A 14,760-nucleotide genomic window follows, 5' to 3' on the forward strand; every position below is an offset into this window, starting at 1 on the left:
GCTGGGTAGGTTGACCCGTATGGAATTCCGTCACCTCGGCCGTTCCGGCCTCATGGTAAGCGAGCTCGCTTACGGCAACTGGATCACCCACGGCTCCCAGGTGGAGGAGGACGCCGCCGCCGCGTGCGTCCGGGCCGCGCTGGACGTGGGCATCACCACCTTCGACACCGCCGACGTGTACGCGGGCACCCGCGCGGAGGCGGTGCTCGGCCGCGCGCTGAAGGGCGAGCGCCGGGAGGGCCTGGAGATCTTCACGAAGGTCTACTGGGCGACCGGGCCGGGTCGCAACGACCGCGGCCTGTCCCGCAAGCACATCATGGAGTCGATCAACGGCTCGCTGCGCCGGCTGCAGACCGAGTACGTCGACCTGTACCAGGCCCACCGGTACGACTACGAGACCCCGCTCGAGGAGACGATGCAGGCGTTCGCCGACATCGTGCACTCCGGCAAGGCGCACTACATCGGCGTGTCCGAGTGGACCGCGTCGCAGATCCGGGCCGGCTGGGAGCTGGCCCAGGACCTGAAGATCCCGTTCGTGTCCAACCAGCCGCAGTACTCGATGCTGTGGCGGGTCATCGAGGCCGAGGTGGTGCCGACCTCGATCGAGCTGGGCGTGGGTCAGGTGGTCTTCTCGCCGATCGCGCAGGGCGTGCTGACCGGTAAGTACGAGCCGGGCAAGCAGCCGCCGGCCGGTTCCCGGGCCACCGACGACAAGTCCGGCGCGAACTTCATCTCGCGCTGGATGAGCGACGAGGTGCTGAGCACGGTGCAGCAGCTCAAGCCGCTGGCCGAGCAGGCCGGTCTGTCGCCGGCCCAGCTGGCGGTGGCGTGGGTGCTGCAGAACGACAACGTGTCCGCGGCGATCATCGGCGCGTCCCGGCCGGAGCAGGTCCACGACAACGCCAAGGCGTCCGGCGTCAAGCTCGAGGCCGACCTGATGAAGGCGATCGACCAGGTGCTGGACCCGATCACCGAGCGCGACCCGGCCAAGACGGAAAGCCCGGCCAAGCGCCCGTAGGACTCAATTCCAGAAACGCATGAGGGCCATGCCGAGCTGGGCGGTTTCCTGCGGGACGCCGATCAGCTCGGCCAGCCAGTAGACCGCGGTGAAGAACCAGCGGTTGATCTCGGACTGCCAGAGCAGGATGAACAGCAGGATGAAACCGTACGGCGCGAACAGGTTGTAGGCGCGCTGGTAGGGCGGGCTCAGCCAGGGCTGGAGCAGGTTGCCGCCGTCCAGCCCGGGCACCGGCAGCAGGTTGAGCACGCTCGCGGTGACCTGCAGGAACGCCAGCGCGCCGAGGGCCGCCCAGAATTCGGTGTGTGCGTCGCCGGCCAGGAAGTATCGCCCGCTGGCCGGGTCCTGGGCGACCAGGTCGGGGGCCAGGCCGAGGACGAACGGGATCGCCAGCAGCAGCGCGAACAGCACGTTGGTGAGCGGACCGGCGGCGCTGATCAGCGACTTCTTCAACTTGCTGCCGATGTGCGTGTGGTCCACCCAGACCGCGCCGCCGGGCAGGCCGATGCCGCCCAGGATCACCACGATCACCGGCAGCACGATGGACAGCAGCGGGCTGGTGTACTTCAGCGGGTTGAGGCGCAGGTAGCCGCGTTCCGCCACGCCCCGGTCGCCGGCGAAGTACGCGATCACCGCGTGGGCGTACTCGTGCAGGCAGAGCGAGAGCAGCCACCCGGAGATGATGAACAGGAAGACGTCGACCCGGACGTTGCCGTACCCGGTCCAGGTCATGAAGCCGCTCACCACGGTGAGCGCGACGATCCCGATGAAGACCGGGCTCGGTACGAACGCGTGGCGCGGCGTCTGCCGCGAGACGTCGAAGCTGGTCACTCGGCCGGCAGCAGACTCATCTTGTAGTCCACCCGGTCGTCCTCGACGAGGCTGACCTGGGTGACCCCGGCGGCCGCCAGTTCACGCCACGCCTGGCCGATCCACGACTCGGCGTCGGCCTGGCTGCTGAACGTCTCGGCCGGGCCGGCGACCGGCTTCCCGTCGACGCCCTCGTACCGCCAACTCCACGGCATGCGCCGCCCCCTCAAGTCTGTTCGTCGGTGCCGTTCCACCCTACGGCGTCGGCGGGTGCGACCCGGCCTTAAGGTACGGGGCATGTCGGTTGATCGGTGGAACTCGGTCCTGGTGCTCGGCGGGATCCGGTCCGGCAAGTCGGTGTTCGCCGAGTCGCTGGTGTCCGACGCGCCGTCGGTGCGCTACATCGCCACGGCGGTGGGCGGCGAGGACGATCCGGAGTGGTTGAACCGGATCGAGGCGCACCAGCGGCGCCGCCCGCAGTCCTGGAGCAGCGAGGAGACCGGCGCCGACCCGGCGCGCCTGGCCGCGGTACTGGCCGACGCCAAGCCGGACGACACGCTGCTGGTCGACGACCTGGGCGGCTGGGTGGCCGCGCTGCTGGATCCGGCCCACCAGCCGAACGACGACGTGGCGAGCGTGGACGCCCTGGCCGCGGCGGTCCGAAACTGCGCCGCGCGCCTGGTGGTGGTGAGCCCCGAGGTGGGCCTGTCACTGGTACCGACCACGCCGGTGGGCCGGGCGTTCGCGGATGCCCTGGGTACCGCCAACCAGGCACTGGCCGCGGCCTGTGACCGGGTGGCGCTGGTGGTCGCCGGCCAGGCCACCTGGTTGAAGGCAACCCAACCGGCCGGGACGACCGAACCGGCCGGGACGACCGAACCGGCCGCTGAGCCGGGGCCAGCCGGGATGTCCGGGCCGGGGCTCGCCGCACCGGCCGGGATTACCGGGCCGGGGTCCGCCGAACCGGCCGGGATGGGGCTCGCCGATCCGGCCGGGATGACCGTGCCGGGGTCGGCTGTGCCGGTCGCGGAGCCGGGGACGTCCGCCGGATCGCCGGCGGCGGCGCCGGTGATCGTCACGCCGGCCGGGCCGGCGGCGGCGCCGGTGGACACCGCCGGCGTGCTGGCCGAGGCCACGACCGGCACGCCGGGCGGGTCGGACCCGGTGATCGAGCCGGGCATGGACCTGCCGCTGCCGGACCCCGACGCCGGGCCGGACGCCCGGGACCGCCTCGTCACGCTGGACCTGCCGGGCGCCGGCATCGGCACGCTCAGCGAGGTGGTCGAGTTCGCCGCGGCCGTGCAGGGCACGGTGGTACCCCGGCCGTGGACCGCGCCGCGGGTGCTGCTGCTGTCCGGCTCGCATGCCGGCGGCGCGGCGGCCGGGGCCGGCGACGACGCCGAGCGCCGGGTGGCCCAGGTGGAGGCCGGCGAGGGCGCGCTGATCCGGCTGGCCGCGGAGGCCGGCGCGGACGTGGCCGTGGTCCGGGTACCGGACTCCGGCGCCATGGAGGACGACCCGGTGCTGGACGCCGAGGCCGTCGACGCGGCCCTGCGGCGGGGCTGGCAGCTCGCCGACGCGGCCGGCGAGGCCGGACGGGACGTGCTGATCCTCGGTTCCTGCGGCGTCGGCACGGACGCGGCCGCCACCGCCGTGCTGGCCGCGACCACCGGCGCCGAGCCCTCCGCGGTGCTGCCCCGGGTGCTGACGGCCGGCGGGCGGTTCGACGACGCGGCCTGGATGCTGCGCTGCGCGGCGGTGCGGGACGCGTTGCACCGGATCCGGCACGAGTCGCGCGGCGCGCAGGACATCCTGGCGCAGATCGGCGGCGCGGACCTCGCGGTGGCCACCGGCGTGCTGCTCGGCGCCGCGGCCCGCCGGATGCCGGTGCTGCTGGACGGCCCGGTCGGGGTCGCGGCCGCCCTGGTGGCCCGCGACCTGGCGAGCCAGGCCCGGCACTGGTACCTGATCCCGGAGGCGGGCACCACCGCGCTGGTCCGGCAGGGCGCCGACGTGCTCGGCCTGACGCCGGTGGTGGAGCTGGGGCTGGACCTCGGCGAGGGCGTGAACGCGCTGGCGGCGCTGCCGCTGCTGCGGACCGCGATCGGGCTGGGCGCGACGCTGCCGGTGCATCCGGCGCTGCTGACCACCCCGGGCGACGGCGGCCTGACCGCTCCCGATGCCGACACCGAGACCGGGGCCGACACCGAGACCGGGGCCGCCACCGAGACCGGGGCCGACACCGACGACGGCACCGACGACCACGACGACGACGGGACAGACTTCCGGGAGCCGACGCCGGCCGGTCCTGGCCCGGCCACCACCGGCCCGGCCGCCGGCTGACCGCCGCTGCCGTGCCCGAACCGGCCCGCGGCGGCGGCACCCTGTCCGCCGGATTGCGGCTGGCGTTCACCACCCTGACCGTGCTGCCGTTGCGCGCCGGCCGGGTGGACCGCCCGGCCGCGGCCGTGGCGATGAGCGTGGCCCCGCTGCCCGGCGCGCTGCTCGGCCTGGCGGTCGCCGCGGTGCTGGCCGGGTTCCAGTGGGCCGGCGCTCCCCCGCTGGTCGCGGCCGGGCTGGCCGTCGGCACCGGCGTCCTACTCACCCGCGGCCTGCACCTGGACGGGCTGGCCGACACGGTGGACGCGCTGGGGTCGTACCGCCGGGGTGACGCCGCGCTCGCGGTGATGAAGCAGCCGGACATCGGCCCGTTCGGGGTGGCCGCGCTCGTGCTGGTGCTGCTGGTGCAGGCCGCGGCGCTGACCGCCGTGCCGATCTGGACGGTGCCGGTGGCCTGGGCGGCGGGGCGCCTGGCCGTGCCGCTGGCCTGCCGTCGCGGGGTGCCGGCGGCCCGCCCGGACGGGCTGGGTGCGCTGGTCGCCGGGACGGTGCCACGCGCCGTACCGGCCGTGGTCGCGGTGCTCGTCGCGGTCGCCGCGGTGCCCGCGGTGCCGGGCCGTCCGTGGCAGGGTCCGGCCGCGGTGGCCGCCGCGCTGCTGGTGGTGCTTCCGCTGGTGCGTCATGCGGTACGCCGGTTCGGCGGGATCACCGGTGACGTTCTCGGTGCCGCGGTGGAGGCCGGCACCACGGTGGCGCTGGTGGCGTCAACCCTGGGCTGAGTCGTACGCCCGGACGGCCTTCTTCGGTGCGGTACGGCGCCACGCGTCCACCACGATCCGGTGCAGTTCCGCGGCGTCCGCGGTGGCCAGCGTGACCCGGACCCAGCCGTACCGTCCGGTGTAGTCGGCGATCGCGTACGTCTCCGGCGCCGACGCGATCAGCTCGGCCTGCTCCTCGCGGGTGGCTTTGACCGACAGGGTGGCCTGTCCCGGCGCGCCCCCGGCGATCATCTTGTCGCCGACCCGCAGCGTCGGGTGCCCCCAGGACTCGACCATGACCTCGCACCCGCCGGGCAGGGCGAGCACCCAGTCGCGGACCTGCTCGTAGGTCACGGCCACCGGGTCACCGCACCGACGTCTGCACGAACGGCGGCTTGACCAGGCGGGCCTCGGTGCGCCGGCCACGGATGTCGATCTCCACCAGGTCACCGTCGGCGAGCCCGGCGGACGTGTCGAGCAGCGCGAGCGCGATGCCGATCTTGCGGGTGGGCGAGAACGTACCGCTGGTGGTCTCACCGACCGCGGTGCCGCCGGCGTACACCGGCATGTGTCCGCGGGGAACGCCGCGGCCGGTCAGCTCCAGACCGCGCAGTGACCGGCGGGGGCCGGCCGCCTTCTCCGCGAGCAGGGCGTCGCGGCCCCAGAACGCCGGCTTGGACCAGCCCACCGCCCAGCCGGTGCGGGCCTGGACCGGCGAGATCTCCAGCGACAGGTCCTGGCCGTGCAGCGGGTAGCCCATCTCGGTGCGCAGCGTGTCCCGGGCGCCCAGGCCGCAGGGCCGGACCCCGGCCGCGACCAGCGCGTCCCAGGTCTTGGCCGCGTCGTCCCACGGGAGCACCAGTTCGAAGCCGAGTTCGCCGGTGTAGCCGGTGCGGCAGACCACCGCGTCCTCGGTGGCGGTGAACGACATGTAGTTGTGCTCGGCGGGCAGGCCGAGCTGCCGGATCACCTCGGCGGAGCGTGGGCCCTGGACCGCGAGGATCGCGTACGCCTGGTGTGCGTCCCGCACGGTCACCCCGGCCGGCGCCGCCGCGGTCAGCCGGCGCACCACCTCGGCGGTGTTGGCCGCGTTCGGCACCAGGAAAACGTCGTCCGGGGAGTTCAGGTAGGCGATCAGGTCGTCCACCACGCCGCCGGTGGCGTCGTCGCAGCACAGCGTGTACTGCGCCGCGCCGGGGGCGATCCGGCCCAGGTCGTTGGTGAGGCAGGAGTTGACGAAGTCGGCCGCGCCCGGCCCGGTCACGGTTGCCTTGCCCAGGTGCGACACGTCGAACACGCCGGCGTCGGTACGCACCGCGGTGTGCTCCTTCAGCACCCCGCCGCCGGCGTACTCCAGCGGCATCTCCCAGCCCCCGAAGGAGGCGAACTTGGCCCCCAGCGCTTCGTGGCGGTCGTGGATCGGCGAGCGCAGCAGCATGGGTGTCAACTTACCCGTGACCTTGTCTGTGGTTAGAGTCGGCGGGACACCATGACCCGCCCCCGCCGGAGAAAACCCCCGATCCGGCCCCCGAGTCCCGCGGAGAGCCACGAGTGATCCAGCCCAGCCTGACTTTGGTCGACACCGACCCCGCCGAACTGGCCGTCGATGCGATCGTGATCGGCCTGCACAGCCAGCCCGACGAGGACGGCGCGCTGCTGCCCGCGGCCGGGGCGGAGAGTATCGCCGCCGCGTTCGAGGGGCGGCTGACGTCGACGCTGGCGCTGCTCGGCGCCACCGGTGCCCCGGGTGAGGTGACCAAGCTCGCCACGCTGGGCACGGTGACCGCCCCGCTGATCGTCGCGGTCGGCCTCGGTGACGAGCCGTCCGGTTCCGCGCCGACGCCGGAGACGTTGCGGCGGGGCACCGGCGCCGCGGTCCGCGCGCTGGCCGGGAGCGCGACGGTGGCGCTGGCGCTGCCGCTGCCGGACGACGCGGACGCCCCGGCGGTGCTGCGGGCCGTGCTGGAGGGCGCGCTGCTCGGGTCGTACCGGTTCGCCGGCTACAAGACCAAGCCGCAGCCGGCCCGGCGTGACCCGGTGACCGCGCTGCAGGTGCACGTGCCGGACGCCGCGGACGACGCGGCGCGGGCGGAGGTGGCCCGCGCCGAGGTGGTGTCGCGGGTGGTCCGGCTGACCCGGGACTGGGTGAACACCGCCCCGAACGAGCTCCGGCCGCCGCAGTTCGCGGACGCCGTGCTGGCCGCCGTGGACGGCAGCGGGCTGGAGGTCGAGGTGCTCGGCGTGCCCGAGCTGGAGGCCGGCGGGTACGGCGGCATCCTGGCCGTCGGGCTGGGTTCGGCGGCGCCGCCGCGGCTGGTCCGGCTCAGCTACACGCCCGCGGGTGTGTCCGACCCGAAGCGGGTGGCGCTGGTCGGCAAGGGCATCACGTTCGACACCGGCGGCATCAGCATCAAGCCGGCGGCCGGCATGTGGGAGATGAAGTCGGACATGGCCGGCGCGGCCGCGGTGGGCGCGACGATGCTGGCGGTCGCGGCGCTGAAGCCGTCGGTCGCGGTGACCGGCTACCTGGCGATGGCGGAGAACATGCCGTCCGGGACCGCGTACCGGCCGGGCGACGTGGTCACCATGTTCGACGGCAAGCGGGTCGAGGTGCTGAACACCGACGCGGAGGGCCGGATGGTGCTGGGCGACGCGATCGCCCGCGCCTGCGCGGACGGCACCGACTACCTGTTCGAGACGTCCACCCTGACCGGTGGCCAGGTGGTGTCGCTGGGCAAGCGGATCGCCGGGGTGATGGGTACGCCCGAGGTGTGCGAGCGGGTCAGGAAGGCCGGCGAGTCGGTCGGCGAGCCGGCGTGGCCGATGCCGCTGCCGGACGAGGTCCGCAAGGGCATGGACTCGGACGTGGCGGACATCAGCCAGACGAACGCGAGCATGGACCGGGCCGGACACATGCTGCAGGGCGGCGTGTTCCTCCGCGAGTTCGTGGCGGACGGCGTGGACTGGGCGCACATCGACGTCGCCGGGCCCGCCTACCACACCGGGGAGCCCACCGGTTACTGGACGAAGGGCGGCACCGGGGTCCCGGTCCGTACCCTGCTGGCCCTGGTCGAGGACGTGGCCGCGAACGGCTGACTAGCCGGCGGGGCGCCGCTTCTGGCGTTCGTTGTAGTCGCGCATGCGCTGCGGGTAGCCCATCAGCTTGATGTCGTAGATCGGCATGGAGAGCTGGTGGGCGAACCGCCGGGCGTTCTCCGGGGAGTCGATGCGCCGCCGGGTCCATTCGCCGTCGTGCGCGACCAGCAGCAAGGTGGTCTCGGTCACGGTGGTGCGGGGCTCGATGAAACCCTCCACACCACGCCTCGAGCGGACAAACTCCGCAAGGTGCTCCAAACCGGCACGATCCGCCGCCCGATCGGTCGTCCGACCCGGCTCCCTACGCCGACGGAACCAGGCCACCGAGCCCTCCCCAGGTTTTGTTGCGGCAAGGGTACTTCGATACCCCGTGTCGTTGGGCACCTGACTGCATCTACCGGTTCTCCAAGTGACAAGATGGCGTGGACGACTGTGACCGTTTCCGGTGTGTGACCCACAGGGGAAACGACGCTTAGGGAGTTGACCGTGAGCCAGCCGAACGGCGGAACCTTCGACATCGTGATCCTCGGCGCCGGCAGCGGGGGGTACGCCGCGGCGCTGCGCGCGGCCGAGCTGGACCTGTCGGTCGCGCTGATCGACAAGGCCGAGCTGGGCGGCACCTGCCTGCACCGCGGCTGCATTCCGACCAAGGCGCTGCTGCATGCTGCCGAGATCGCCGACCAGACCCGGGAGAGCGAGCAGTTCGGCGTCAAGGCCGATCTGGTCGGCATCGACATGGCCGGGGTGAACGCGTACAAGGACGGTGTCGTCTCCCGCCTCTACAAGGGCCTGCAGGGTCTGCTCAAGCAGGACAAGATCACCGTGGTGCAGGGCGCCGGCAAGCTGGTCGCCAAGGACACCGTCGAGGTGGACGGCAAGCGCTACACCGGCCGCAACGTCATCCTGGCCACCGGGTCGTACTCGCGCTCGCTGCCCGGCCTCGAGGTCGACGGCAAGCGCGTGCTGACCAGCGAGCACGCCCTCCGGCTGGACCGGGTGCCGAGCTCCGCGATCGTGCTCGGCGGCGGCGTGATCGGCGTCGAGTTCGCCAGCGTGTGGAAGTCGTTCGGCGCGGACGTGACCATCCTGGAGGCGCTGCCCCGGCTGGTCGCCGCGGAGGACGAGGAGGTCTCCAAGGCGGTCGAGCGCGCGTTCCGCAAGCGGAAGATCAACTTCAAGGTCGGCAAGCCGTTCGAGAAGGTCGAGCACACCGAGAACGGCGTGCGCGCCACCATCTCCGGCGGCGAGACGATCGAGGCCGAGGTGCTGCTGGTCGCGGTCGGCCGCGGCCCGACCACCAAGGACCTGGGGTACGAGGAGCAGGGCGTCACGCTGGACCGCGGCTTCGTGATCACCAACGAGCGGCTGCACACCGGCGTCGGCAACATCTACGCGGTCGGCGACATCGTGCCCGGCCTGCAGCTCGCGCACCGCGGCTTCCAGCAAGGCATCTTCGTGGCCGAGGAGATCGCCGGCCGGAACCCCGCGGTGATCGACGAGAACGGCATCCCGCGCGTCACGTACTCCGACCCGGAGGTCGCCTCCGTGGGTCTCACCGAGGCGAAGGCCAAGGAACAGTACGGTGCGGACAAGATCTCCACGTACAACTACAACCTGGGCGGCAACGGCAAGAGCCAGATCCTCAAGACCCAGGGCTTCATCAAGCTGGTCCGGGTCGCCGACGGCCCGGTCGTCGGCGTGCACATGGTGGGCGCCCGCATGGGCGAGCTGGTGGGCGAGGCGCAGCTGATCTACAACTGGGAGGCGTTCCCGGAGGAGGTCGCCCAGCTCGTGCACGCGCACCCCACCCAGAACGAGGCGCTCGGCGAGGCGTTCCTCGCGCTCGCGGGCAAACCGCTCCACGCCCACGCCTGATCCATCCGTCCGCACGTCTGCGACAAGGAGTTCGAGAACATGCCGGTATCGGTCACCATGCCGCGGCTGGGTGAGAGCGTCACCGAGGGTACGGTCACGCGCTGGCTGAAGCAGGAGGGCGAGCGGGTCGAGGCCGACGAGCCGCTGCTCGAGGTCTCCACCGACAAGGTCGACACCGAGATCCCGTCCCCGGCCGCCGGTGTGCTGTCGCGCATCGTCGTCGGCGAGGACGAGACCGCGGACGTCGGCAGCGAGCTGGCGGTCATCGCCGGTGACGACGACGACGCCGGATCGTCCGCCCCGGCGCCGGCCGCGCCCGAGCAGCAGTCCGCTCCGGCCGCTCCCCAGCAGGAGGAGCAGGAGGCCGAGCCGGAGCCGGCCGCGCCGAACGAGCCGTCCACCGAGAAGGACGTCGAGGAGGAGGCGCCGGCCCCGCAGACCGCCGCCCCGACCGGCGGCGGCGAGGGCACCGCGGTCACGATGCCCGCGCTGGGCGAGAGCGTCACCGAGGGTACGGTCACCCGCTGGCTCAAGCAGGTCGGCGACACCATCGAGGTGGACGAGCCGCTGCTCGAGGTCTCCACCGACAAGGTGGACACCGAGATCCCGTCGCCGGTCGCCGGCACGGTCCTGGAAATCAAGGTGCCCGAGGACGAGACCGCCGACGTCGGCGCCGAGCTGGCCATCATCGGTTCCGCGGACGCCGCGCCGTCGGCCGCCCCCGAGCAGCCCAAGCCGGAGCCGAAGCAGGAATCTCCCGAGCCGGAAGCTCCCAAGCAGGAGGCCCCGAAGCAGGAGTCCCCGAAGCAGGAGGCGCCGCAGCAGGCCGAGGCGCCCACGATCGAGTCCGCGCCGGCGCCCGACCTGTCCCCGGCCGGGGCCTCGTACGCGGCACCGTCCCCGGAGGCCGAGACCGCGAAGGACCCGGCGGCCGCCGAACGCGCCGCCGAGCCGTCCGCGCCCAGCCCGGCCCGCGACGCGGTCAAGGCCAACGGCGCCGGCGACGCCGGCTACGTCACGCCGCTGGTCCGCAAGCTGGCCGCGGAGAAGGGCGTGGACCTGTCCACGCTGACCGGCACCGGCGTCGGCGGCCGGATCCGCAAGCAGGACGTCATCGAGGCCGCCGACAAGGCCGCCGCGGCCAAGGCGGCACCGGCTCCGGCCGCGGCACCGGCGGCCAAGTCCGCCGCGCCCACGCCGAAGCCCGCACCGAGCCCGCTGCGCGGCCGCACCGAGAAGCTGACCCGCACCCGCGCCACCATCGCCCGGCGCATGGTCGAGTCGCTGCAGGTCTCGGCGCAGCTCACCACGGTCGTCGAGGTGGACGTCACGAAGATCGCCCAGCTGCGCAACCGCGCCAAGGCCGACTTCCTGGCCAAGAACGGCGTCAAGCTGTCCTTCCTGCCGTTCTTCGCGCTCGCCTCGGTCGAGGCGCTGCGCCAGCACCCGGTGGTGAACTCCTCCATCGACCAGGAGGCCGGCACGGTCACCTACCACGACACCGAGCACCTGGGTATCGCGGTGGACACCCCCAAGGGCCTGATCGTCCCGGTGATCAAGGACGCCGGCGACCTCAACCTGGCGGGGCTGGCCAAGCGGATCGCCGACGTGGCGGACCGCACCCGGAACAACAAGATCGGCCCGGACGAGATCTCCGGCGGCACGTTCACGCTGACCAACACCGGCAGCCGCGGCGCGCTGTTCGACACACCGATCATCAACCAGCCGCAGGTCGGCATCCTCGGCACCGGCGCGGTGGTCAAGCGCGCCGTCGTGGTCGACGACCCGGACCTGGGCGAGGTCATCGTGCCCCGCTCGATGGTCTACCTGGCGCTGAGCTACGACCACCGGATCGTGGACGGCGCCGACGCGGCCCGCTTCCTGGTCACCATCAAGGAGCGCCTGGAGGCCGGGCACTTCGAGGGCGACCTCGGCCTGAGCTGACCGTCGGGTGCCGGGGCGTGCGGTTCGCCGCACGTCCCGGCACCCGAACAGTTTTGAACGGGTTCGAGTTCGGGAACACTGGGAACCATGCGGATTCTCATGGCCGGCGCGTCCGGCTTCCTCGGCACCCACCTCGCGCAGCGCTGGCGCGACGCCGGGCACGACGTCACCCGGCTGGTCCGCCGCGCCCCACAGCGACCGGACGAGGCCCGCTGGCAGCCGTCCGCCGACCAGCTCGACCCGACGCTGGTGGCGGCCGCCGACGCGGTGGTCAACCTGGCCGGTGCGGGCGTCGGTGACAAGCGCTGGACCGGCGCGTACAAGAACCTGATCCGGTCCAGCCGGGTGGACACCACCGGCACCATCGCCCGGGCCATCGCCAACCTGCCCGCCGAGGACCGCCCCACGGTGCTGCTGCAGGGCTCCGCCGTCGGGTGGTACGGCGACACCGGCGACCGCCAGGTCACCGAGGAGTCCCCGGCCGGCCGCGGCTTCCTGGCCGATGTGTGCCGGGTGTGGGAGGCCGCCGCCAGTCCCGCCGAGAACGCCGGCACGCGGGTCGCGCTGCTGCGTACCGGCCTGCCCCTGGACGCCGACGCCGGCCTGCTCAAGCCGCAGATGCTGCCGTTCCGGATGGGCGTCGGCGGCAAGCTCGGCAACGGCCGCCAGTGGGTGCCGTGGATCTCGCTGGCGGACTGGCTGCGTGCCGTCGACTTCCTGCTGGACCGCGACGACGTCACCGGCCCGGTCAACGTCGTCGGCCCGGCGCCGGTCACCAACGCCACGTTCACCGAGGCGTTCGGGCGGGTGCTGCACCGGCCCACCGTGATGCCGATCCCCGCCGTGGCGCTGCAGGTGGCGCTCGGCGAGTTCGCCGGAGAGGCGTTGCGCAGCCAGCGGGTGCTGCCCGGCGTGCTCAGCCGGGCCGGGTTCACCTGGGACCACCCGACCGTCGAGTCCGCTCTCCGGGCCGCCATAGATCGGGAACCGAGCGCTGTGCGGTAACAAATCCGCAGTCTCTTGCTAACCTGCGGCTGATGTCCGCGACCGCCACCGACCCCGCGCCCCTGCCCGCCGACCCCCCGGCCGCCCCCTCGGCCGGCTCCGGCGTGCGCCGGCCCTGGCGCGCGCACCTGCTGATGGCGGTGGCCGCGCTCGCCCTCGCGGTGTACGTCACCCAGCACCTGTGGTCCGACCCGTACCGGCACGTGATCGCCGCCAACGCGGGTGACCAGGCGTTCTTCGAATGGCTCCTGGGGTACGGCGTCTACCTGCTCGGCAACGGCGGCGACCCGTTCTTCACCGACCTGCTGAACACGCCGGCCGGGGTCAACCTCGCCGCGAACACCTCCATCACCGTCTACATCGTCCTGTTCTCGCCGCTCACCCACCTGCTCGGGCCGCAGATCAGCTTCGTGACGATCCTGACGCTGAACCTGGCCGGTGCCGCCTTCGCGTGGTACCTGTTCTTCCGCCGGTACGTCACCACGCGGGCGGTCGCGGCTGGCGTCGCGGGACTGTTCTGCGGCTTCGCGCCGGGCTTCATCTCGCACGCCAACGGACACCTGAACTGGTCGGCGGGCTGGGTCGCGCCGGTCGTGCTGTGGTGGGTGCTCAAGCTGCGTGAGCCTGGACGGTGGCTGCGGAACGGCCTGGTGCTGGGCGTACTGGTGACGATCGGGTTCTCCATCGCCGCCGAGGGACTGTTCTTCACCGCCCTGGCCGCCGGCCTCTTCCTCGGCACGTGGACGCTGGCGTCCGCGCCGACCCGGGCGGAGGCGCGCGCCGCGCTGCCCACCGTCCTACGCGGACTGGGCGTCACCGCGCTGGTCGCCGGTGCGCTGCTGGCGTACCCGTTGTACATGCACTTCGCCGGACCGCAGTCGTTCTCCGGCACCGGGTTCAGCCAGCGGCACTTCGTCGAGGACGTGGCCGCGTACGTGGCCTACGCGGACCGGTCGCTGGCCACCCTGGCCGGGCTGAACAGCGGCGACCTGGCGCCCAACCCGACCGAGCAGACGTCGTTCTTCGGTTCACCGCTGCTGCTGCTGGTGGGTGCCGGCCTGATGCGGATGTGGGGCGAGGCGGACCGCGGCCGGCGGGCCACGCTGCTGGCGCTGGCCGTGACCGCGGTCGTGTTCGCGGTGCTGTCCTGGGGGCCGCGCCTGCAGTTCCTGGAGCACGAGACGAACGTGGTGCTGCCGTACGCCGCCCTGACCCATCTGCCGCTGTTCGACTCGGCGCTGCCCGGCCGGTTCGCGCTGGTGCTGGTCGGCGTGTTCGGCGTCCTGCTGGCGATGATCGGCGACCGGCTGCTGACCAAGCCGTACCTGTCCAGCGGGGTTCGCACCGCGTATGCCGCCGGGTTCGTCCTGGCGCTCGTGCCGATCTTCCCGTTGCCGCTGGTCACCGGGGTACGTTCGGCCGAGCCCGCGTTCATCTCCACCGGCACCTGGCAGCGGTACGTCTCGGAGGACGGCGTGCTCAGCTCGCTGCCGCTGCCCACCAACACCTCGCCGGACGGCCAGCGCTGGCAGGCGTACACGATGGCCCGGGGTGGTCCGCAGTTCCGCATTCCGAACGGGTACTTCCTCGGGCCGGGCGGCAAGGACGGCACCGGTCAGATCGGCCCGGCGTGGCATCAGACCGACTGGATGTTCATCCGCGCCGCGCTCGAGGGCTACGTCCCGCCGATCACCGACTTCGAACGCGCGCAGGCGCGGGCCGACTTCGCGTACTGGAAGATCGAGGCGGTGTTCCTGGCGCCGCAGATCACCGGCGAACACGGCGTGCAGTTCCGCAACGCCGTGGAGATGACCGCGATCGGGTTGCTGGGCCAGCCGGAACGGGTGGACGACGTGCTGGTGTGGCGCATCCGCCCGGGTGTGGACCCGGTCACTTCGGGGCGCTGATCCGCCG

Annotated in this window: 13 protein-coding genes; 8 read left to right on the plus strand and 5 right to left on the minus strand. The window is 72.9% G+C overall.

All coding sequences use genetic code 11. The annotated features are described in order from the left end of the window. Window positions 1-19 precede the first annotated feature (19 nt). Entirely contained in the window at window positions 20-1,018 is a 999-nt protein-coding gene (locus LDL48_RS06450; RefSeq protein WP_225254057.1) for an aldo/keto reductase family protein, read from the plus strand. Between the two features lie 3 nt (window positions 1,019-1,021). On the opposite strand, the gene LDL48_RS06455 is transcribed toward LDL48_RS06450, so the two are convergent. Together LDL48_RS06455 and LDL48_RS06460 are read right to left on the minus strand one after the other, a co-directional pair. Then, window positions 1,022-1,849, minus strand: coding sequence for a site-2 protease family protein (locus tag LDL48_RS06455; RefSeq protein ID WP_225254058.1), 828 nt, complete (start codon window positions 1,847-1,849; stop codon window positions 1,022-1,024). Further along, a complete protein-coding gene (locus LDL48_RS06460) occupies window positions 1,846-2,043 on the minus strand; it encodes a hypothetical protein (RefSeq protein WP_225254059.1) in 198 nt (65 codons plus the stop codon). Before LDL48_RS06460 ends, LDL48_RS06455 begins: the two co-directional genes overlap by 4 nt. Window positions 2,044-2,125: 82 nt before the next feature. Between LDL48_RS06460 and LDL48_RS06465 the strand changes: the two genes are divergently transcribed. Then, entirely contained in the window at window positions 2,126-4,171 is a 2,046-nt protein-coding gene (locus tag LDL48_RS06465) for a bifunctional adenosylcobinamide kinase/adenosylcobinamide-phosphate guanylyltransferase (protein ID WP_225254060.1), read from the plus strand. Between the two features lie 11 nt (window positions 4,172-4,182). Further along, a complete protein-coding gene (locus tag LDL48_RS06470; protein WP_225254061.1) occupies window positions 4,183-4,947 on the plus strand; it encodes an adenosylcobinamide-GDP ribazoletransferase in 765 nt (254 codons plus the stop codon). Here the strand turns inward: LDL48_RS06470 and LDL48_RS06475 are convergent. Both LDL48_RS06475 and gcvT read right to left on the minus strand, forming a co-directional pair. Next, window positions 4,933-5,286, minus strand: coding sequence for an MmcQ/YjbR family DNA-binding protein (locus LDL48_RS06475; protein ID WP_225254062.1), 354 nt, complete (start codon window positions 5,284-5,286; stop codon window positions 4,933-4,935). The genes LDL48_RS06470 and LDL48_RS06475 overlap by 15 nt on opposite strands. A 4-nt stretch (window positions 5,287-5,290) precedes the next feature. Then, the gene (gene gcvT / locus LDL48_RS06480; RefSeq protein ID WP_225254063.1) at window positions 5,291-6,364 is read right to left on the minus strand and encodes a glycine cleavage system aminomethyltransferase GcvT; all 1,074 of its coding nucleotides are present in this window, start codon (window positions 6,362-6,364) and stop codon (window positions 5,291-5,293) included. 113 nt (window positions 6,365-6,477) lie between these two features. Here gcvT and LDL48_RS06485 point away from each other — a divergent pair, with 113 nt between their 5' ends. After that, window positions 6,478-8,022: a leucyl aminopeptidase gene (locus LDL48_RS06485; RefSeq protein WP_225254064.1), complete on the plus strand. Its 1,545-nt coding sequence runs from the start codon at window positions 6,478-6,480 to the stop codon at window positions 8,020-8,022. Here the strand turns inward: LDL48_RS06485 and LDL48_RS06490 are convergent, their stop codons facing one another. Continuing rightward, window positions 8,023-8,406 (minus strand): hypothetical protein, encoded by a 384-nt coding sequence (locus LDL48_RS06490; RefSeq protein ID WP_372472053.1) that lies wholly within the window; start codon window positions 8,404-8,406, stop codon window positions 8,023-8,025. Window positions 8,407-8,508: 102 nt separating this feature from the next. Between LDL48_RS06490 and lpdA the strand changes: the two genes are divergently transcribed. From lpdA to LDL48_RS06510, 4 genes are all read left to right on the plus strand, one after another. Then, window positions 8,509-9,897 carry a dihydrolipoyl dehydrogenase gene (gene lpdA, locus LDL48_RS06495; protein WP_225254066.1) on the plus strand — a complete coding sequence of 463 codons (1,389 nt, stop codon included), beginning with the start codon at window positions 8,509-8,511 and terminating at the stop codon, window positions 9,895-9,897. A gap of 39 nt (window positions 9,898-9,936) precedes the next feature. Continuing rightward, window positions 9,937-11,841 (plus strand): 2-oxoglutarate dehydrogenase, E2 component, dihydrolipoamide succinyltransferase, encoded by a 1,905-nt coding sequence (gene sucB / locus LDL48_RS06500; RefSeq protein WP_225254067.1) that lies wholly within the window; start codon window positions 9,937-9,939, stop codon window positions 11,839-11,841. Between the two features lie 87 nt (window positions 11,842-11,928). After that, window positions 11,929-12,846, plus strand: a complete 918-nt coding sequence (locus LDL48_RS06505) for a TIGR01777 family oxidoreductase (protein WP_225254068.1) — start codon at window positions 11,929-11,931, stop codon at window positions 12,844-12,846. Window positions 12,847-12,878: 32 nt separating this feature from the next. Beyond that, a complete protein-coding gene (locus LDL48_RS06510; RefSeq protein ID WP_225254069.1) occupies window positions 12,879-14,753 on the plus strand; it encodes a DUF6311 domain-containing protein in 1,875 nt (624 codons plus the stop codon). Window positions 14,754-14,760: the final 7 nt, after the last annotated feature.

This window comes from Jidongwangia harbinensis (assembly GCF_020216025.1).
Classification (GTDB): Bacteria; Actinomycetota; Actinomycetes; order Mycobacteriales; family Micromonosporaceae; genus Actinoplanes; species Actinoplanes harbinensis.